This window comes from Archangium lipolyticum, from assembly GCF_024623785.1.
Classification (GTDB): domain Bacteria; phylum Myxococcota; class Myxococcia; order Myxococcales; family Myxococcaceae; genus Archangium; species Archangium lipolyticum.
In genome coordinates, this window is record NZ_JANKBZ010000048.1 from 1 (window position 1) to 20,112 (window position 20,112).

A 20,112-nucleotide genomic window follows, 5' to 3' on the forward strand; every position below is an offset into this window, starting at 1 on the left:
CGGCTCAATCACCATCGGCCGTGGTCTCAAAACCCTGGCCATCATCGCCGATGACCTCCAGCGTCTCCAGGAGCTGGGCCTGAAAATGTGACTAATGCTCAGCTCCCAGAGGGAGAGGGAGCATGCGGAACCCACTAGAGCTGCTGCTCCCGGCTTCGCACCTTCCACGTCTCCCGCAGCGTGTCGGGGATGCGGAACGGCGGACGCTCTCCTCCTCGTCCCACCCAGACGATCCCCTCCAGCAGCTTGCGCCCGAACAGCTCGCTCAGCTTCTCCGCCACGATGTTCTGCTCGTCGCCCTCGTCCATCACCCACCCCAGCAGCTTCAGCGGTTTCACCAGCGCCCGCGTCCAGTCCGACGGCGGCACGGCGATCAGCTCCGCCGTCTTGTCCCCCACCAGGTAGCGGATGAGCGTGCTGCTCAACCCGTCGAAGAGGTTGCCCGGGATGATGTGCTCCAGCAGCTCGATGAGCGCCTTCGTCATCACCTGGCCCTCGGGGCACGCGTGCAACACGCGCCCCAGGATGATGTCCGTAAGGCGCTCGCCGTCCTCGAACGACTCCGGCAGCAGGCGCTCGTCCACGCCCATGACGTAACCCACCACCCGCCACGCGTGGTAGTAGGCCTGCGCCTCGCGCGCGGAGAGCGTGTAGCCCAGCTTCACCAGCGCGCGGATCGTCACCACCGAGAACGTCACCAGCGTGCCCGCCATGTCCTCCTGGTTGATGGGCTGGCCCCACTCGGCCTTCCACCGGCCACTCTGGAGGATGAGGTGGCGCACCGCCGCGTGCATCAGCCGCACCTTCTGCGCGTCCCGGATGCCCCACCCGTCGTGCTCGAGCCCCCCAGGGCTCATCACGTCCACCACCATCTGCGCCGTCTCCACGATGCGCCGCTGGGTGTCCGTCTGCAGGCGCGCCGTCATGTGCAGCACCTGTACGCCCTCGGCTCCCGCGTAGCAGGTGGGCAGGCTCGCGCACACCAGCGCCACCACCGACAACGGGCCGCAGCGGCTGAACACCGCCTGCCCCTCGCGGATGAGATCCTTGTCCGCCCACGAGGGCAGCTTCGCGCTCTGCTCGAAGTAGCCGCGCAACGGCACCGGCAGCTGCTCCGCCGTCACCGTCTCCTGGGCCACCAGTTGCTTCATCAGCTCGTTGGCCGAGCCCACCATCCCCTGCGCGAAGAGGCTCCGCACCGCCTCGTCGGCTGGCGGGTCACACTGCTCGCGCATGGCATCCAGGAACTCGTTCGTCCAACGCTCATCCGTCATGGAAAGTACCCCCGAAATGGCTCCGCCCTCCCTCTCCTCGGAGGGCGGGGCGCCAGTGTGGCACACGCGCACGGAGTGTTCGATAGCGGATGCCTGCCCGCCCGCTCAGTGCACGGGAGGCTCGGGGGTCCGCTCCCGCTCGGCGGAGTGGGATGCCCGGGGCAACGTGAAGGAGAAGGTGCTCCCCTGCCCCTCCTCGCTCTCCACCCCCACCGAGCCGCCATGGGCCTGGACGAGGCCCCGCGTGATGAAGAGACCGAGCCCCGTGCCCTTCTTCCCCGTCCCCTCCGCCTGCCAGAAAGGCTGGAAGAGGTGGGGCAGGGCCTCGGCGGAGATGCCCGGGCCGGTGTCGCGTACGCAGAAGCGCACGAACTCCTCCCCGCACTCCACCTCCACCGTCACCCGCCCGCCCTCAGGAGTGAACTTGAGGGCATTGCCCACCAGGTTGGACAGCACCTGGAAGAGGCGGTCCCGATCGCAGCTCACCCGGCAACGCTCCCGGGGCAGCCACGTCCGCAATTCGATCCGCTTCTGGATGGCCAGCGGCTCGAGCAGCACCAGGCCTTCGCGCACCAGGTCGTCCACCGCGTACTGCCCGAGGTCCAGCTTCAGCCGGCCCGCCTCGAGGCTGGCCATGTCCAGCAGGTCCCGGATGAGCCGGTCCATCCGCTGCACCGAGCGCTCGATGGTCCCCGTGTGGTTGCGCATCCGCTCACCCACCTCGCCCTCGGGGATGAGCCGGCGCAGGAGCTGGACCGTCAGGGAGATGCTGCCCAGGGGGTTCTTCAGGTCATGGCTCACCACGGCCAGCACCTCCTCGCGGGTGCGGACCGCGTTGCGCGCTTCCCGCTCGGCGGCCTCGGCCCGGGCACGCTCACGCTGCTGGGCCTCGGCCTCGGCACGCGCGGCCTGCTCCCGTTCCACGAGGCGGATCCGCTCCTCCTCGGTACGCAGGCGCCGGGCCTCCTCCCGGTCCAGCGAGAACGCGGCCCCCCATACCAGCCCGGCGAAGGTGAGGACGTTCACCGTGGCGATGAGCGCCACGGCGAAAGGCAGTGAGTAGGCGTCCTCCCGGTAGCCCGCGAGCACCAGCCCGGCCAGGAGGATGGGGAGGATGAACGCGGGCGGCAGCAACCAGCGTGACAGCACCCCGCCCAGGCCCGAGTGGGTGACGACCTTCATGAAGCCGCGGTCCGGACGGGCGAAGAAGACCCCCATGGACAGCAGCAGGAAACACACCGTGGTGTGCACCGCCATCTGCGCGTAGCGGCTGATGCCGGTGAACTCCCGCAGCCCGTAGACATAGCCCACGAAGCACACCAGCGAGATGACGCCCGCGAGCGCGGCGAGGTACTGCGAGGGCCAGCCGACCACCCGCGTCTTCAGCTCGATGCTGAGGAGCGAAATGCCGATGAGGAAGAAGCAGACGGCGGTATTGGGAGCCATGCGCCCCGGATGGCCGAGCTCCACGCCGAGGATGGGGTCGCTCACGAGAAGCTGGTCGATGCCAAGGTCCACCTCGAAGACGTACTGGGCGAACGTCGCCCCCGAGATGAGGATGACGAGCCCCGCGCCGACCCGCACCGCCCACCGCTTGAAGGCGCTGGAGCGGGAGAAGCCCACCAGCACCAGCGCGCTCCCGGAGAACATGAAGCACAGGGCCGTGTTGACCTTCATCGTCGGCAGGCCCGGCCGCAGCCCCTTGAGCGAGGGGATGTCCAGCAACCACGCGACGAGCACCACCAGCCCCACCAGCAGGACGATGCCGCCCTGAAGCCGTGCGGTCCTTCGCAGGTTCCGGCACAGACGTTCGTGGGCAGTCACCTCCATTGCTCGCCTTCCCTCCCAGCTCGTTCCCCCCTCACGTTCCCGGACGCGCCTGGGGGGGCCCGTGAATCGGCTCGCGCTCACGGTGGCCCGTCTTGCGCTTCAGCTTGCCCAGCGCCCACGTCCGCCAGTCATGGAGGATCTCATACACAGTAGGAATCACAAGCAGTGTCAGCAATGTCGAGGTGATGACACCTCCGATGACGGCCCGGCCCAGGGGCGCCCGGAAGTCACCGCCCTCGCCATGCCCCAGCGCCACCGGCACCATGCCGGCGATGAGGGCCAGCGTCGTCATCATGATGGGCCGCAGGCGGATGCGTCCCGCCTCGATGAGCGCCTCCCGCATGGGCTTGCCCCGCATGTGCGCCCACTTGGCGAAGTCGATGAGCAGGATGGCGTTCTTGGCCACGATGCCCATCAGCAGGATGACGCCGATGAGGCTCATGATGTTGAGCGTGTCCCCGGCCAGCAGCAGCGCCAGCACCACGCCGATGAGGGACAGCGGCAGCGACAGGAGGATGGCCAGCGGGTCCAGGAACGAGCCGAACTGGATGACCAGGATGAGGTACATCAGCAGCACCGCCACCGCGAGCGCGAGGAAGACGCGGCTGAACACCTCGGCCTGGTCGGCCGCCTCGCCGCCCACGCCCAGCTCGTAGCCCGGCGGCAGCCGCACCTTGGCCACCTGCGCCTGGATGTCCGTCATCACCTCCGACAGCGAGCGCCCCTGCACGTTGGCCTGGACGTTGATGACCTTCTCGCGGTTGAGGTGGTTGATCTGCGCGGGCCCCACCGTCTCGCGGATGCGCGCCACCTGGCCCAGGGGCACCAGCGCCGGAGTGCCGCCCGCGGTCATGCCCGCCACCAGCGGGAGCTGCTCCAGGTCGCTCGGGCGCGTCCGGGCCTCGGGGACGAGCCGCACCATCACGTCCCGCGTCTCGCCCGAGGGGTCCACCCAGTCACCCGAGTCCACGCCCGCGAAGGCCGCGCGCAGCGACTGCGCCACCTGGGCCACCGTCACGTTCAGCCGGCCCGCCACGCCCCGGTCCACCTCCACCTCCACCTCGGGCTTCTCCCCGCGCGTGGACAGGCCCACGTCCACCGCGCCCGGGACCTTCTCCACCTCGCGGCGCACCTGCTCGGCCAGCCGCGTCAGCTCCCGCGCGTCCGGCCCGCGCAGCTCCAACTGAATCTGCTTGAAGGCCCCGCCGAAGCCGCTGGTGAAGACGGACACCCGCGCCCCGGCCACGCGCGACAGCTCCTGACGGAGGCTGGCGCCCAGCGCTTCCTGGCTCACCTCGCGCTCGTTCTTGGGCTTGAGGCGCACGTACACCAGCGCCTGGTCCACGCCCGGCGAGCGCAACGGCAGCGCCGTGCCGATGGTGGTGAAGGTGTACGCCACCTCCGGGTGGTTGCGCGCGATGCGGGTCACCTCATCCACCTTGCGCCGCGTGTACTCCAGGTTGGAGCCCGCGGGCGTCTCCACCAACATCTCGATCTCCGCGCGGTCGCTCACCGGGACGAAGCCCGCTCCGCCCACGGTGCCCTGCAACACCAACGCGCCCACCAGCGAGCCCACCGCCAACAACACCATGGCCAGCCGGTGGTCCAGCGCCCAGGCGATGACGCCCTTGTAGCGGTCCGCCTGCCGGTCGAACCAATGGTTGAAGCGCGCCAGCACCCGCGAGATGGGACCCCTGCGCGCCCCCTTCTCCACCGCCGGGTCCGGCCAGTACGCCGACAGCATCGGGTCCAACGAGAAGCTCACGAACAGGGACACCAGCACCGAGCAGGCGATGGTGAGGGCGAACGGCTTGAACCACTGCCCGGCCACCCCGTACATGAAGGCCACCGGGACGAACACCGCCACGATGGAGAACGTCGTCGCCGCCACCGCGAGCCCAATCTCGCTCGTGCCGTCGCGCGAGGCCGTGTAGTGGTCCTTCCCCATCTCGATGTGGCGGACGATATTCTCGCGCACCACGATGGCGTCGTCGATGAGGATACCGATGGCCAGCGTGAGGCCCAGCAGCGACATGGTGTTGAGCGTGAAGCCGAACGCCCACACGCTGATGAACGAGGCCAGCACGCTCACCGGCAGCGCCAGACCGGTAATCACCGTCGAGCGCCACGAGTTGAGGAAGAGGAACACCACCAGCACGGTGAGCAGCGCGCCCTCCAGGAGGGCGGACTGCACGTTGAACACCGCCTCGTCCACCCGGACGCCCGCGTCACGGACGATCTCCAGCTTCACGCCCTGGGGCAGCTTGGGCTGGATGGCGGCGATGCGCTCGCGGATGGCGTCGGCCACCTGCGTGGTGCTGTAACCCTGGGCCTTGATGACCTCGAGGCCCACCGCCTCGCGGCTGTCGTAGAGGGCCAGGGTGCGCGGGTCCTCGGTGCCATCCACCACCTGGGCCACCTGGCCGAGCCGGATGGGCTGGCCGTTGCGCTCGGCGACGACGACGCGCGCGAAGTCCTCGGGCGTCTCCAGCCGGCCCTTGAGGCGGATGGTGGTCTCATCCAGCTTCGCGTCCAGCCGCCCCACCGGCGCGGCGAGGTTCTGCTCCTGCAGCGCCTGCACCACCTGCCCGATGCTCAGCCCCGCGGCCTGTAGCGCCCGCGGACGGACGAACACCGTCATCTCCCGCTCGATGCCACCCACCACCGAGGCCTGCGCCACACCGGGGATGGCACGCAGCTCGCCCACGATGCCCGGATCCGCCAGCCGGGAGAGCGCCGTGGCCGGCACCGTGTCCGAGGTGAGCGCCAGCGAGACGATGGGCATGTCCGCCGGATCGAAACGCGTGAGGATGGGCTCCTCCATCTCCAGCGGCAGATCCGCGCGCTTGCTCGAGATGGCGTCCCGGATGTCCTGCGACGCCTGTTGGATGTCCTTTTCGTAGTCGAAGAAGATGGTGAACTGCGCGAGGCCATCCGTGGCGCTGGAGGTGGAGCGCCGCGCGTCCACGCCGCTGATGCTGAAGATGGCGTCCTCGATGGGCTCCACCACCTCGCGCTCCACGACGTCTGGCGATGCGCCCGGGTAGACGATGGTGACGCCGACGATGGGCTGATCGACGTCCGGGAACTCGTCCGTCTGCAGCGCCACGAGCGCGACCACGCCGAACACCACCAGGGCCAGCATGGCGGTGATGGTGACGATGGGTTTCTTGATGGCGAAGTCGGAGATGAACACGAAGGCTCTCCCTCTAATGAGAGTGGGCGCGAGGCTCAGCGCGGCGGGGACACGGACTCGGCCGGGGGAGGCCCACCACCGCCCACGCCCTGCTCGGGCTCCCGGGGCTGCTCCCTGGGCAGCCGCACCTGCACGGGCGTGCCCTCGGCCAGCTCCCGCGCCGAGCCACGCAGCACCACGTCACCGGACTCCACGCCGGAGCGCAGCTCCACCAGCCGCGCCATCTGGTCCGTCATGCCCAGCGTCACCGGCACGCGCGCCACCCGGCCCTCCTTCACGAGCAGCACCGTGGGCGGCTCGGCGCGAGTGTCCACCACGGAGACGGGCACGGCGGGCGCCTCGCGTTGGAGCGACGCCACCCGCCCCTCGGCGAAGAGCCCGGTGAGCAGCGCCTGCTCCGTGTTGGGCAGGGTGACGTAGAGGCGCACCTGGCCGGTGGCTGGATCCACCGCCGGGTTGATGCGCTCGATGCGGCCCGCGAAGGTGCGGTCGCCATAGCCGCCGACGGTGAAATCCACCCGCGTGCCGGGCTTCAACGTGTTCAGCTGGGCGGCCGGCACCGAGGCCTCCAGCCGCATGCTGGTGGGGTCGATGACGGTGTAGAGCGGCGTGCCCGGCTGGACGACGTCTCCCGCGCTGGCGTGACGCTCGCTCACGATTCCATTGAAGGGGGCGAGGATGCGGGTGCGGCCCACCTGCTGACGCGCGAGCGCCAGCCGGGCATTCGCCTCGGCGAGCTGCGACTCGGCCTGCACGCGCGCCAGCTCCGCCCGCTCGAAGTCGCGCCGGGTGATGACGCCCGCCTCGGCCAGCTTGCGGTTGCGCGCCTCCTCGGCCCGGGCCACCCGCAGGGCGTCACGCCCCACCCGCACCGCCGTGGTCGCCGCGAGGAGCTGGTCCTGCTGCGAGAGGTCCTGGATGCGCGCGAGGAGCTGGCCCTTCTTCACCTCCTGGCCCTGCTCGACGGCCATCTCCAGCACGGCGCCCTGCGCCTCGGAGCGCATGGTGGCGGCGCGCCGGGCCTGGAGCGTGCCGGAGAGGACGGGCCCCTCCTGCAGCTCGCGGGGCTCCACCCGCACCACGTCCTCCGGCCCGAGCGTCACCGGGGCCTGCTCCTGCGGTTGGGCCGCCTCCGGCGCTCCCGGCTTGCAGCCCGAGAGCACCCCCAGGCTCCCCACCAGGCTCGATATAATGATGAAACCGCGGGCCCCCTGTACCCACCGTCCCAGTCCCCGGCGTCTCGTGCTCGCACTCACGCCAAACCACCTCCTGACACACCGCGTGGTGATGTGCATGGTTGAGTGCCGACGCACCCGGAGTGACACCTTGGAGCCGCTCCCGATGGTTGCCTGCTCGCCCGGAAACCTCTCGTGGAGGAGGGGTTGCGCCTCGGAGAGGGGGCGGGGAGCCGAGCGCATGCGCTCTCGCGCTCCGTGTGTGGGGCCACGTCTTCAGAATTTCTTACGACAGTTCCTGTAGGACGCGGATGAGGGAGGACAGCCCCATGGGTGAGCGCATCCTGCTCATCGAGGACGACCATCAGCTCGGAGCACAAATCACGGACTTCCTGGGACGGGCGGGCTTCGAGGCCACGTGGTGGTCCGAGGGACGTCCCCTGCAACCCGGCGAGGCGGCGGCCTACCGGCTCGTCATCCTGGACCTGATGCTGCCCGGCACCTACGGCATGGACATCCTCCGGCAGCTCCGCGAGGGCTCGGACGTGCCGGTGCTCATCCTCAGCGCGCGCAATGACACCGCGGACAAGGTGCGGGCGCTCAAGCTGGGGGCCGACGACTACATGACCAAGCCCTTCTGGCCCGAGGAGCTGGTGGAGCGCGTCCGCGCGCGCCTGCGCCGGCCCGTGATGCAGCGGCAGAACGCCGTGGAGCTCGGTGGGTTGTCCGTGGACCTCGAGAGCCACGAGGTGCGCGTCCAAGGCAAGCCGGTGGAGCTCACGCGCGTGGAGTTCGAGCTGCTGGCCGCGCTCGCCCGCCGGCCGGGAGCCGCGGTGACGCGCCAGTGGCTGGTGGAGAACGTGTTGGACCCCGAGCGCGAGGGCACCGAGCGGACGCTGGACGTGCACGTGTCGCGGCTGCGCCGCAAGCTCGGCCCCGGCAAGCACATCGAGACGGTGTGGGGCATCGGCTACCGGCTCGGGGACGGAGAGGGCTCATGAAGCTGCGCATGCGGCTGGCGCTCACGACCGCGGCGGTGGCGCTCGCCATCGCGCTGGGGCTGGCGTGGCTCCATTGGACCTTCGAGACGAGCGAGCGCGAGTCGATACTCGCCGAGTACGCTCTCACGCAGATGCTCCAGGGCGGGCGTGAGCGCTGCGAGGCTTCTCCCAGTACCTGGAGCCATGAGCAGTCCTTTGGACCTCGCGGTCCCCCACCGGGTGGGCCCAATGGCCCTCCGCCACCGCCACCCTCTCGGAACTGGTTTGGAAGGAAGGAGCCGGGCGGCCCTCCTCCACCCCCCGGAGGAACGGTGCTGTTCGCCTACGACACGGAGCTCGTGGCCCGAAACCCCGCCGCGCCCCCGTTGCACCAGAAGCTCGCGACGGCCATGCGCAAGGGACGGGAGACGGCCGGCCGGTCCCCCGGGCTCGACGACCGGGGCATGAGGGAGCTGGTGGTGCGGATGCCCTGGGCCTCCGGCCCGTGCGCCTTCGTGCTCGCCCGGCAATGGGGACCGGGCCCGCGAGGACGGCGGTCTCCGACTCCCCCTCCCGACATGCTGGTGTTCCCCTCGTTGATCGCCCTGGCGGGCGTGCTGCTCACGGTGGGGCCCGTGGTGCGCCGCCTGCGCCAGCTCACCCGCGAGGTGCGCACCTCCGTGAGCAGCGCATACCAGGGGCACATCACCCTCCAGGGGAACGATGAAGTCACCGAGCTGGCGCGTGCCTTCGACGAGGCCGGGCGCGAGGTGCGCGCACAGATGGATCTCAAGGAGCAGCGGGAGCAGACGCTGCGCTCGTTCCTGGAGAACACCACGCACGACGTGATGATCCCCCTGACGGTGCTCCAGGGACACCTGGCCGAGCTGCAACAACGCGCGGCCCGGGGCGAGCCAGTGGAGGCGTCGGTCGTCGCGGCGGCCAGCCAGGAGGCGCATTACATGGCGGCGCTCATCCACAACCTGGGCGCCGCGGCCCGGCTGGAGGCGGGCGAGCCGGCCGTGCAGCGCGCTCCGGTGGACCTCAACGCCCTGGTGGAGCGGTGCATGAGCCGCCACCGCCCCATCGCGCGCCAGCAGGACGTGGCGCTCGAATACGCCGTGCCGGAGGAGCCGGTGAGGGTGCTCGGGGACGACATCCTCATCGAGCAGGCGGTGAGCAACGTCATCTACAACGCCGTGCGCTACAACGCGCGCGGAGGGCATGTGGCCGTCGTGCTCGAGCGCCAGCCGGGGAGCACGTTCCGCCTGCGAGTGCTCGACGACGGGCCCGGCATTCCCGAGAACGAGCTGTCGCGCATCGTCGAGCGGCGCGTCCGGGGCAACGCCGCGCGCACGCGAGGGCCGGGAGGCAACGGCCTCGGGCTCAACATCGCCTGGAAGGTGACGGTGCTGCACGGGTGGCGCCTGGAGCTGGGGCGCTCGGAGTATGGAGGGCTCCAGGTGGACTTCCTCGGTGAGCTGCTCTCCGAGGCCGAGCCGGGTGGAACGCGCCGGACGCCGGGCATCGGGTAGGCTCCGGGGCCCGTGCGTTCCCCCTTCGTCTTCTGCCCGTTCCTGCTCTGTCTCCTCGTCTGTACTTCCGCCGCCGCCGCCGGACCGCTGGTGTTGGAGGGGGAAGTGCCCACCGAGGGCAGCTTCTTCGACGTCCCCTTCGAGGTCCCTCCCGGCACGGTGGAGCTGGAGGTCCGCCATGACGACCTCGCCAGCGAGAACATCCTCGACTGGGGACTGGAGGACCCGAACGGCTTCCGAGGCTACGGCGGTGGCAACGAGGAGCCCGCCATCGTGGGCGAGCGGGCGGCTTCGCGCTCCTACCTCGCTGGCCCCCTGCCCGCGGGCACCTGGAAGGTGACGGTGGGCAAGGCGAAGATTCGCAAGACGCCCGCGCGCTACCGCATCGAGGTGATTCTGCGCACGCAGGCCACGCTCGCGCCCCAGCCCGAGCGCCAGCCCTACCACCCCGCCGACGCGCTCTCCTCGCAGGCCCGTTGGTACGCGGGCGACTTCCACGTCCACTCGCGCGAGAGCGGTGATGCCCGGCCCGCGCTGGAGGAGATCGCCCGCTACGCGCGTGGACAGGGGCTCGACTTCGTCGTGCTCACCGAGCACAACACCACGTCCACGCTCGACTTCCTCGGAGATGCCCAGTCGCGCTTCCCCGACCTGCTGCTGGTGCCGGGCATCGAGTACACCACCTATGCGGGCCATGCGAACGCCATCGGCGCCACCCGCTACGTGCCTCCGCGCGTGGGCGAGGGGGTCTCCTTGAAGGAGGCCGTGGATGAGTTCCACCGCCAGGGCGCCCTCTTCTCCATCAACCACCCCACCTACGACGTGGGCGACATGTGCATCGGCTGCGCGTGGCAGCACACCGTGCCCCCGGGCGGCGTGGACGGTGTCGAGGTGGCCAATGGCGGCTGGGAGAAGCTGGGGCGCTTCTTCTCCGAGGGCGCGCTCGGTTATTGGGATTGGCTGTGCACACAGGGGCAACACGCCGCGGCGCTCGGAGGCAGCGATGACCACCGCGCCGGCGTGGACCTGGACTTCACCCAGAGCGCCATCGGCAATCCCACCACCCTCGTGTATGCGCGCGAGTTGAGCGTGCGGGCGCTGCTGGACGGCATCCGTGATGGTCGCACGGTGGTGAAGCTCCAGGGACCGGAGGACCCCATGGTGGAGCTGACGAGCAGCGTGGCGCCCACTGGGGACACCGTGCTCGCGGAGGGAACCCGGCTGAGTGCCCGTGTTACGGGTGCGAAGGGGCAACAGGTGCGCTTCGTCCACAACGGCGTGCGATTGCCGCTCGTGGCGGTGACGTCGGATGACTTCGTGGTGGAGCAGGACGTCACCGCGCCCGAGCACGGTGAGGATCGCTTCCGCGTGGAGGTCTGGGTGAATGACAGACCTCGCACCGTCACCAGTCACCTCTGGGTGGCGCGATCCTCGGAGATGCGCGGCATCCCTGGCCCCGTGCCCCAGCTCGGTGAACCCGGCCGTTGTGGCTGTGGCTCGGCTCCGGACTGGAGCTTGGGAGTGCTCACGCTGGTCGCGTTGGCACTGAGGAGCGGGCGGCGATCTCCGAGTTCGAGGCGCTGCAACCGCCCAAGCCGTAGGGGGGAATGACAGACCCGGCGTGTATACCCCCCCTCTACATGGGGTCGGCCGTGCGGTAGACAGTCGGCGGGCTCTCCATGCCCTCGAGGGGGAACATGAATCGACTTGCATCGAAGTGGAGGAACAACGCGCTCGCGTTGCTCCTCGTGGTCTGTGCTGGATGCGGCACGCTGGAAGAGCCACGGACGGAGAGCGACGGGGAGCCAGGCCAACAAGAAGCGCGCCTGAGCGTCTACACCGGCTCCATGTCGACGTCCCGTGACGACTTCACCGCCACCGTGCTCACCAACGGCAAGGTGCTCGTGGTGGGTGGGCAGGGAGGAGGGGCGAGCGCCGAGCTCTACGACCCGGCCACGGGTTCCTTCTCGCCCACCGGGAGCATGCCCACCTACCGCCGGAACCATAAAGCCGTGCGACTCAATGACGGCCGGGTGCTGGTGATGGGGGGCATCGAATCAATCGGCACCCAGTCCCAGTATCTGAATCAGGCCGTGCGCTATGATCCGGCCACCGGAACCTGGAGCCCCGCTGGCAACCTGCTCAAGGCGCGCGCCAGTCATACCGCCACGCTGCTGCAGGATGGACGCGTCCTCGTCACCGGAGGAACTGCCTCCAACTACGCCTTTCTGGAGAGCTGTGAGTTGTTCGATCCCGCCACGGGAGTCTGGACGAGCGCGGCGCCCATGAGCGTCACACGCACGGGGCACTCGGCCACGCGGCTGCAGAACGGCAAGGTGCTCGTGGTGGGCGGTAGCGTTCCCGCGAGCGCCGAGCTCTACGACCCGGCCACCAACACCTGGAGCCCCGCCAGCAGCCCGGCCGCCACGCGCCGGCACCACGAGGCCTTCCTCTTCGCGGACGGACGGGTGTTCGTGGCGGGGGGAGCGAATGCCGCGCCGGTGAGCCCGCTGTACTTCACGAGCGCCGAGCTCTACGACCCGGCCACCAACACCTGGACCACCACCGGCTCGATGAACATGGCGCGCCAGCAGCAGGCGGGCATGCTCCTGTCCTCGGGCATGGTGCTGATCTCGGGCGGTTACGGCAGCAACTACACCTCGAGCGTCGAGCGGTACAACCCCGCCACGGGAACCTGGACCACGATCAGCCCACTGCGCGTGGCCCGGGGCAGCCACGGGGTGGCGCTGCTGAGCGGTGATCGCATGTTGGTGATGGGCGGACTGGGCGGAGGTGGCTCATCGGCGGAGCTCTACACGGACGACCCCATCTGCACGCCCACCACGTGCGCGGCGCAGGGGAAGAACTGCGGCACCCTCTCCGATGGCTGTGGGGGGACGCTCAACTGCGGCACCTGTTCGAGCGGTCAGGCCTGCTCGCCGCTCAATGTGTGCGTCTCGACCGGCGGCGTGCTCTACGACGCCCTGCGCAAGGCCCCTCGCTGCACCGTGAGCGGGCCCATCTGCGATTCCCAGGGCCTGCTGATGGGCCGTGGTCCCCTGGGCCCCGAGCCCAATGCTCCCAATACCCTGGCGGGCAGTCCCAGCGTGGACGGTTCCACGGGCACCTTCCATTTCGACGAGTCGCTGGATGGATTGAAGGTGTCCTCGCTGGACGGCACTCCGCTGACCGCGGGCAAGCAGGCGCGCATCGAGGCCACGACGTGGACCTACTCGACCGTGGACAAGCTGGAGCTCTACGTCACGGGCACCGCCGACTCCCCATCGTGGACCTATCTCACCACGCTCTACCCGACTTCCAGCAACAGGAGCCTGGTGCTCTCCACGACGTTCACCCTGCCCACCCTGGGAACGGAGCTGTACGCCATTCGCGGAGTCTTCTGCCGGAATGGCACGACGAACCGCTGCGATATCGGTGCCTACAGCGACTATGACGATCTGGCGTTCCCGGTGAGCGGAGCGATTGCACCGAACCCGCCCCCCACCGTGCAGATCTCCGAGCCGATCGCCGACGCCCAGCTCCAGGGCACGGTGCTCATCAAGGCGGACGCCACGGACGACCAGGGCGTCGCGAAGGTGGAGTTTTTCGTGGACCAGACGCCGCTCGGCACGGACACGAGCGCCCCCTTCGAGTACGCGTGGGGCACGCTCAGCGCCTACAACGGAGTCCACGAGCTCCAGGCCAAGGCCTACGACACCACGGGCCAGGTGACGGCCTCCTCGAAGGTGCAGGTCCGGGTCTTCAACGACATCGCGGTGCCCACCGCCTCCATCCTGACGCCCACCGCGGACCAGACGTGGGGGAGCCTGGGCTCCATCCAGGCCCGGGGCTCCGACGACACCGGGGTCACCCTGCTGGAGGTCTACGTGGATGGAACCCTCGTCCATTCCACCACGTCCAACTTCGCCAACTTCTTCTGGAGCACCAGTGGCGTTTCCGAGGGAACGCATACGCTGTTCGCGCGCGCGTACGACGTGGTGGGCAAGATGGGTGAATCCGCGCCGGTGCAGGTCTTCGTGGACAAGACGCCGCCCGCGGTCACCATCACCTCGCCGCAGGCGAACGCGACGGTCGGCGGAGTGGTGACGGTGACGGTGGATGCGACGGACGCGCGGGGCATGGGGCCCGTGGAACTGCTCTTGAACAGCAACACGGTCTACGTCCCCTCGAACAACACCCATCCCTACACCTTCATCTGGGACACCCGGACCTACGCCGCGGGCACGTACAGGCTTCAGGCCCGGGCCCGAGACGTGGCGGGCAACCAGGCGCTGAGCACGCCGCTGGAGGTCACCCTCCTTCCGGACACCACGCCTCCCACGGTCTCCATCACCTCGCCGGCGGGAGGTACGACGGTGTCGGGGATGCGCTCGGTGACCGTGGATGCCCGGGATGACCGGCTCGTCCGGACCGTGGAGCTGCTCGTGGATGGCTCCGTCATCTCGTCCCCGACCGCCTCGGGCGAGCCCATCCCCTGGAACACCGGGATGTACACCTATGGACTCCACACGCTGGTGGCCCGGGCGCGTGACTACGCGGGCAACGTGACGGACTCGGCGCCGGTGCAGGTCACCGTCGACAACCACGCGCCGCCCCCTCCCCCGCCACCGCCCTCCGCCACCGCCGTCTACGACGCCGCGCGGCTGGCGCCGGGCTGCATGCCGGCGGGCTCGGCCTCGTGTGACTCGGCGAGCCTCCTGGTGGGCCGCGCCACGCTGGGACCCGAATCCCATGCCCCCAACACGCTCTACTCCTCGTGCCAGGACGGTACGGGTGGCTCCTTCCATGCGGATGAGTCGTTGGACCGGTTGAAGGTGTCCACGGTGGACGGCACGGCGTTGGCCGCGGGCAAGACGGTGCGCATCGAGGCCACGGTGTGGGCCTGGGGCTCCGGCAGCTCGGACGCGCTGGACCTCTACTACACCGCGGACGCCAGCAATCCCTCGTGGACGTACCTGAGCACGCTCATTCCCTCCGCCGGTGGGCAGCAAGTGCTCTCCACGACCTACACCCTGCCGGTCGGCGCGGTGCAGGCCGTGCGTGGCGTGTTCCGCTACGGCGGCTCACCGGGCTCCTGCGTGGCGGGCAGCTATAACGACCAGGACGACCTGTTCTTCGCGGTGAAGTAGACGCTAGTCACCTACTCAGGGAGCCTTCTTCGGAGCCTCGGGTGGAGCCTTCGCACCACGACGCAGCCCGGCCACGCCCTTCTGCACCTCCCGCTGCGCCTGCTCCAACGCAGCCTTGGGCGTGGAGAGCCGGTGCAGGGTCGCGTTCATCGCCGAGGTCGCCGGAGACCAGACCATGGTCATCTCCGCCAGGTTCGGCATGGGCAGGGACACCTCGCCCTGCTTGCGGATCGCCGACAGCACCGCGTCCGAGGCCACCGCCGGCTCCTCGTACACCTGGGCGAACGCCGGGTTCTGCCGCCCCTGCAACGCCATGACGCGCGCCCCCTCCGGGCCCGTGAGGTAGCGCACGAAGTCATAGGCCACCTCCTTGAGCTTCGAGCGCGAGGAGATGGCCACCCCCTCCACCGTCATCCACGGCTTCAGGGGCTTGCCGCCCGCCTCGTCCACCGTGGGCAGCAGCGCCAGGCCGTAGTCGATGCCCGGGGCGATCTCCCCGATGAACCAGGGACCGGAGAAGACCATCGCCGCCTTGCCCTCGTTGAACAGTGACGTGACGAGCGCCGTGGACGGCTCGGCGGGCAGCACACCCTCCTGTTTCGCCCAGCTCATCAACAGCTCCAGGGATTTGACGTTCTCCGGCGCGTCCAGGCGCACCTTGGGGCCCGGGTCGAACACTCGCCCCCCAAAGGCGTGCATCAGCGCCGCGTGGTAGTAGAAGTCCGCGTAGGGATAGGCGAGGCACACCCGCTCCTTGTCCGCCGAGCCCGCCCTCAATGCCTTGCACGTGGCCAGCATCTCCCCCGTGGTCTGGGGCGGCTTCGCCACCAGCTTCTTGTTGTAGATGAGCGTGATGACCTTGAAGTTCAACGGCAGCGCGTACACCGAGCCCCGGTAGGTCATCGCCTCCAGCGTCCCCTTCACGTAGCGCTCACGCACGGACGGCTCCAGGAAGAAGTCGAGCGGCTCGAGCAGCCCGCCCCCTTCCACCCAGCCCCCGAGCCGGTCCTGCGGGAAGACGAAGACGTCCGGCCCCAATCCCCGTGGAAGCGTCGCGGAGATCTTGTCCGTGAACGCATCCGAGGGAATGGCCAACAGCTTCACCTGCACACCGGAGCTGGCCTGAGACGCGTTGTAAGCGGCCACCACCTTCTCCAGCGCGGCGCGCTCGGAAGCGCGGTAGCCGTGCCACACCACCACCTCGGCGGCACGAGACACTCCGGCCCAGGACACCAGGGCCAGCAGCAACAGGAGCGAGAACGTGGGGCGATTCTTCATGAGCGCGAGAATCGCACGTCTTGCCCGGCTGTCCGAGCCTCGTATGCAACCGGGACAGGGCTCACAGTGCGCAGCGCTCGGCGTCCTTCCAGTGCGGACACTCCTCGTGGATGGGCACCAGGTCCGTCACCATCAGCACACTCTCTCCGGGGCTCCACTCGCGAAGGTGCTTTTCATTGTTACCGTCCAGGCTCACTCCATGTCCGCGCCCAATGACAGCACCAGTCCCAACCCGGGCCTCTCCGAGGAGGAGTGGGAAGGTCCCATCCGCCAGTACACGCCACTCGACGTTCCCAAGCCCCTGGCCGAGAACATATGGCTCGTCGACGGTCCGGTGATCCGGATGGCATTCCTTGGCACGCAGCTCCCCTTCCCCACGCGCATGACGATCATCCGGCTGGCGAACGGCGACCTGTGGTTGCACTCGCCCACCGCCCCCTCCGAGGCACTCCGGCGGCACGTGGAGGCCCTGGGCCGGGTCGCCCATCTCGTCTCGCCGAACAAGATTCACTACGCCCACATCGCCGCGTGGAAGGCGGCGTACCCGGAGGCACGGGCCTGGGCCTCGCCGGGCGTGCGCGAGCGCGCCGCGAGCCAGGGCATCGCCGTGAGCTTCGACGCCGAGCTCGGCGACGTGCCCCCGCCAGAGTGGGGGGCGGAGCTCGAGCAACTCGTCTTCCGCGGCAGCCGCTTCATGGATGAAGTGGTGTTCCTGCACCGGGCCAGCCGCACCCTCGTGCTCGCCGACCTCATCGAGAACTTCGAGGCGGACCACCTCCGCCCCGGGCTGCGCTGGCTGACGCGGCTCGCCGGCAATCTGCACCCGGATGGGAAGGCGCCCGTGGACATGCGGCTCACGTTCCTGGGCCGCAAGGACGAGGCACGCGCCTGCCTGCTGCGAATGCTGGCGTGGCAACCCGAGCGCATCGTCCTCGCCCACGGGCGCTGCTACCTGGAGCGGGGCACGACGGAGCTGCGGCGGGCCTTCCGGTGGCTCGGTGTCCGGGGCTGAGAACAGGGAACTCCCCGCGAGCCCGCCCCACAATCCGGCTTGAAGCCATTGCGGCATCATTCGGTCCTTCCCGCCTCGGCATACGCTCAGGACAGCGCCGGGTAGCACCCCGCCTGCCGTGCGCGCTCGCGCACCAGCGCCAGCACCAGCTCGCACGTGGGCATCGGCTTGCCCACGAGCTGGCCCAGCTCGACCACCGCGCCCAGCAGCGCGTCGATCTCCATCGGCCGGCCTCGCTCCAGGTCCTGCAGCATGGAGGTCTTGTGAGCGCCGACCTCCGCCGCCCCCTGGATGCGCTTGTCGATGTCCACCGGGAAGCGCACGCCCAGGGTCTCGGCGACGGCCTGCGCCTCCACCATCATCGCGCGCGCCACCGCCTGGAGGTCCGCCTGTGTCGCGAGCCGCTCCAACGTCGCCCCCGTGAGCGCCGAGAGCGGATTGAAGGCGAGGTTGCCCCAGAGCTTCACCCAGATTTCATCGCGCAGGCGCGGCCGGATGGGCGCCTTCAGGCCCGCTTTGATCAGCTGCTTCGCCAGGGCCTCGATACGCGGGCTCTTGCTCCCATCGGGCTCGCCCAGCGAGATGCGGTCTCCATAGGTGTGCTCGATGACCCCGGGCTCGACCACCTCGGCCGCCGGGTAGACCACCGCGCCGATGGCTCGCGATGGATGCAACGTCTTCCAGAGCCTTCCGCCAGGGTCCACGCTCTCCACCGGCCGGTCGCGGTAGGGACCGTCGAGTCCGTAGAAGTACCAGTAGGGCACGCCGTTGATGCCGGTGACGAGTGCCGTTTCGGGACCCAAGAGCGGGACGATTTGCGCCGCCGCCGCTGGCAGCGAGTGCGCCTTCAACGTGACGAAGACGTAGTCCTGTGGCCCCGCCTCGGCCGGGTTGTCCGTGCACGGCGGGTGGACGGTGACGCTCTGGCCCTCACTCCGCAGGGTGACGCCCTTCTCGCGCATCGCGGCGAGGTGCGCCCCACGAGCGATGAAGGTGACCTCGGCCCCCGCCTGCACCAGCCGGACGCCGAGGAACCCGCCAATCGCTCCCGCTCCGAAGATGGTGATCCTCATGCAGTGAGCCCCAGGCGCTCCGCGAGCCCGATGCGCTGAAGCTTGCCCGTCGCCCCCTTGGGAATCTCCGTGAGGAAGACGATCTTCCTCGGCACCTTGAAGTCCGCCAGGCGCGTGGCCGCGAAGTCCCGCAGCTCCCGCTCGGTGGCGCTCGCCCCCTCGCGCAGCACCACGGCGGCGGCCACCTCCTCGCCCAGCTTCGGGTGTGGCATCGCGAAGGTGACAACCTGCTGCACCGCCGGGTGGTCCATCAACACCGTGTCCACCTCCAGCGGGCTGAGCTTCTCTCCCCCTCGATTGATGATCTCCTTGAGCCGGCCCGTGATGCGCAGGTAGCCGGCCTCGTCGAGCGTCCCCTGGTCCCCCGTGCGGAACCAGCCGTGGGTGAAGGCCTTGGCGTTGGCCTCGGGGTTGTTCTCGTAGCCCGCCGTGACATTGCGGCCCCGGATGACGATCTCCCCGAGCGAGCCCGCGGGCAGCAGGTTGCCCGCCTCGTCCATGATGCCAACCTCCGGCCCCGCCGCGAGCCCCACGCAGCCCGTGTAGCGCGGCCTCGGCGGCAGCGGGTTCGAAGCCATCTGGTGCGCCGCCTCGGTCATGCCGTAGCTCTCGATGACCGGCACCTGGAACACCCGCTCGAGCTCCTCCATCACCTGCGGCGGCAGCGACGCGGAGGACGAGCGGATGAGGCGCAGCCGCCCGGACTGGATGATGCCGCTGTTGCGCTCGGCGCGGCCGAGGATGGCCTGGTGCATGGTGGGCACCGCCGTGTACCAGCTCGGCCGGACCTCCTCGAACCAGGAGAAGAACTTGAGCGCGTTGAAGCCCGGCGTGCACACCACGGCACCTCCCGCCGCGAGGCTCGACAGCACCGCCGCGATGAGCCCGTGAATGTGGAAGAGCGGCATGATGTTGAGGCAGACATCCTCACGCCCGAGCTCCAGCGTGCGGCCGATGTGATAGGCGGACGCCGTGACGTTGACGTGGCGCAGGGGCACGATTTTCGGCCGCGAGGTCGTCCCGGAGGTGTGGAGCACGAGCGCCACGTCCTCGGCCCCGGCGAAGCCCGCCCGTGCCGGTGTCCCCGAGAGTGGCCGTTCCGGCTTCAACGTGAAGACACCGGCCGGGCCGCTCGCATCGGGCACCAGCTCGATGATGGGAATGCCTCGCGCGGCGGCGACGGCGCGGGCCGGGCTCTCCATGCCCTGCTGGATGACGAGCGCCCGGGCGTTCAGGTCCGAGAGGTAGAACTCGAACTCCTCCGCACGGTAGGCCGGGTTGAGCGGCGCGGTGGTGGCGCCACAGGCGATGGTGACGAAGGCCGTCGCCATCTCCGGACCGTTGGGCAGCACCAGGGCCACCCGGTCCCCCCGCCCGATGCCCAGGGCATTCAGCGCCGCGACGGTCCGCCGGGCAAGCTCCCGCAGGCCGCCATGGGTGAGACCGGGCCTCCCCGGCGCTCCGACGGCGAGCGCTCCCTCGTGACCGTGCTCGATGAGGTTCACGACCGTGTCCGCGCGATACATCCCGACCCTCCTCCGCTCAGGCTGGAGGAGTTCCGATACGTCCTCCCGTGCTCTCGCGCAACGGGCGGATTGCCCGCTCCGTC

13 protein-coding genes are annotated in these 20,112 nt (G+C 69.6%); 5 read left to right on the top strand and 8 right to left on the bottom strand.

Annotated features, from left to right (window positions below):
- Positions 1-134: 134 nt before the first annotated feature.
- From NR810_RS48700 to NR810_RS48715, 4 genes are all read right to left on the bottom strand, one after another.
- Complete coding sequence (locus NR810_RS48700) at positions 135-1,274, bottom strand: oxygenase MpaB family protein (protein ID WP_257462733.1); 1,140 nt, start codon at positions 1,272-1,274, stop codon at positions 135-137.
- A 105-nt stretch (positions 1,275-1,379) separates the two neighbouring features.
- Complete coding sequence (locus NR810_RS48705; RefSeq protein WP_257462734.1) at positions 1,380-3,104, bottom strand: sensor histidine kinase; 1,725 nt, start codon at positions 3,102-3,104, stop codon at positions 1,380-1,382.
- A 31-nt stretch (positions 3,105-3,135) separates the two neighbouring features.
- Entirely contained in the window at positions 3,136-6,300 is a 3,165-nt protein-coding gene (locus NR810_RS48710; protein WP_257462735.1) for an efflux RND transporter permease subunit, read from the bottom strand.
- Between the two features lie 35 nt (positions 6,301-6,335).
- Positions 6,336-7,463, bottom strand: a complete 1,128-nt coding sequence (locus NR810_RS48715; RefSeq protein WP_257462736.1) for an efflux RND transporter periplasmic adaptor subunit — start codon at positions 7,461-7,463, stop codon at positions 6,336-6,338.
- 341 nt (positions 7,464-7,804) lie between these two features.
- Here NR810_RS48715 and NR810_RS48720 point away from each other — a divergent pair, with 341 nt between their 5' ends.
- The 4 genes from NR810_RS48720 to NR810_RS48735 all read left to right on the top strand — a co-directional run bounded on the left by NR810_RS48720 (position 7,805) and on the right by NR810_RS48735 (position 15,140).
- The gene (locus NR810_RS48720; protein ID WP_257462738.1) at positions 7,805-8,476 is read left to right on the top strand and encodes a response regulator transcription factor; all 672 of its coding nucleotides are present in this window, start codon (positions 7,805-7,807) and stop codon (positions 8,474-8,476) included.
- Positions 8,473-9,990 carry a sensor histidine kinase gene (locus NR810_RS48725; protein WP_257462739.1) on the top strand — a complete coding sequence of 506 codons (1,518 nt, stop codon included), beginning with the start codon at positions 8,473-8,475 and terminating at the stop codon, positions 9,988-9,990. The genes NR810_RS48720 and NR810_RS48725 overlap by 4 nt, the downstream gene beginning before the upstream one ends.
- Before the next feature lie 12 nt (positions 9,991-10,002).
- A complete protein-coding gene (locus NR810_RS48730) occupies positions 10,003-11,601 on the top strand; it encodes a CehA/McbA family metallohydrolase (protein WP_257462741.1) in 1,599 nt (532 codons plus the stop codon).
- An 86-nt stretch (positions 11,602-11,687) separates the two neighbouring features.
- Entirely contained in the window at positions 11,688-15,140 is a 3,453-nt protein-coding gene (locus NR810_RS48735) for an Ig-like domain-containing protein (protein ID WP_257462748.1), read from the top strand.
- Positions 15,141-15,155: 15 nt separating this feature from the next.
- Here NR810_RS48735 and NR810_RS48740 read toward each other — a convergent pair whose 3' ends face one another.
- Both NR810_RS48740 and NR810_RS48745 read right to left on the bottom strand, forming a co-directional pair.
- Positions 15,156-16,418, bottom strand: a complete 1,263-nt coding sequence (locus NR810_RS48740) for an extracellular solute-binding protein (RefSeq protein ID WP_257462753.1) — start codon at positions 16,416-16,418, stop codon at positions 15,156-15,158.
- A 61-nt stretch (positions 16,419-16,479) separates the two neighbouring features.
- On the bottom strand, positions 16,480-16,614 hold the full coding sequence (locus NR810_RS48745; RefSeq protein ID WP_257462755.1) for a hypothetical protein: 135 nt from the start codon (positions 16,612-16,614) through the stop codon (positions 16,480-16,482).
- A gap of 3 nt (positions 16,615-16,617) precedes the next feature.
- Here NR810_RS48745 and NR810_RS48750 point away from each other — a divergent pair, with 3 nt between their 5' ends.
- Entirely contained in the window at positions 16,618-17,430 is an 813-nt protein-coding gene (locus tag NR810_RS48750; protein WP_257462757.1) for a DUF4336 domain-containing protein, read from the top strand.
- An 86-nt stretch (positions 17,431-17,516) separates the two neighbouring features.
- Here NR810_RS48750 and NR810_RS48755 read toward each other — a convergent pair whose 3' ends face one another.
- The gene (locus tag NR810_RS48755) at positions 17,517-18,503 is read right to left on the bottom strand and encodes a 2-dehydropantoate 2-reductase (protein ID WP_257462759.1); all 987 of its coding nucleotides are present in this window, start codon (positions 18,501-18,503) and stop codon (positions 17,517-17,519) included.
- Positions 18,500-20,029 carry an acyl--CoA ligase gene (locus NR810_RS48760; protein WP_257462766.1) on the bottom strand — a complete coding sequence of 510 codons (1,530 nt, stop codon included), beginning with the start codon at positions 20,027-20,029 and terminating at the stop codon, positions 18,500-18,502. The genes NR810_RS48755 and NR810_RS48760 overlap by 4 nt, the downstream gene beginning before the upstream one ends.
- Positions 20,030-20,112: the final 83 nt, after the last annotated feature.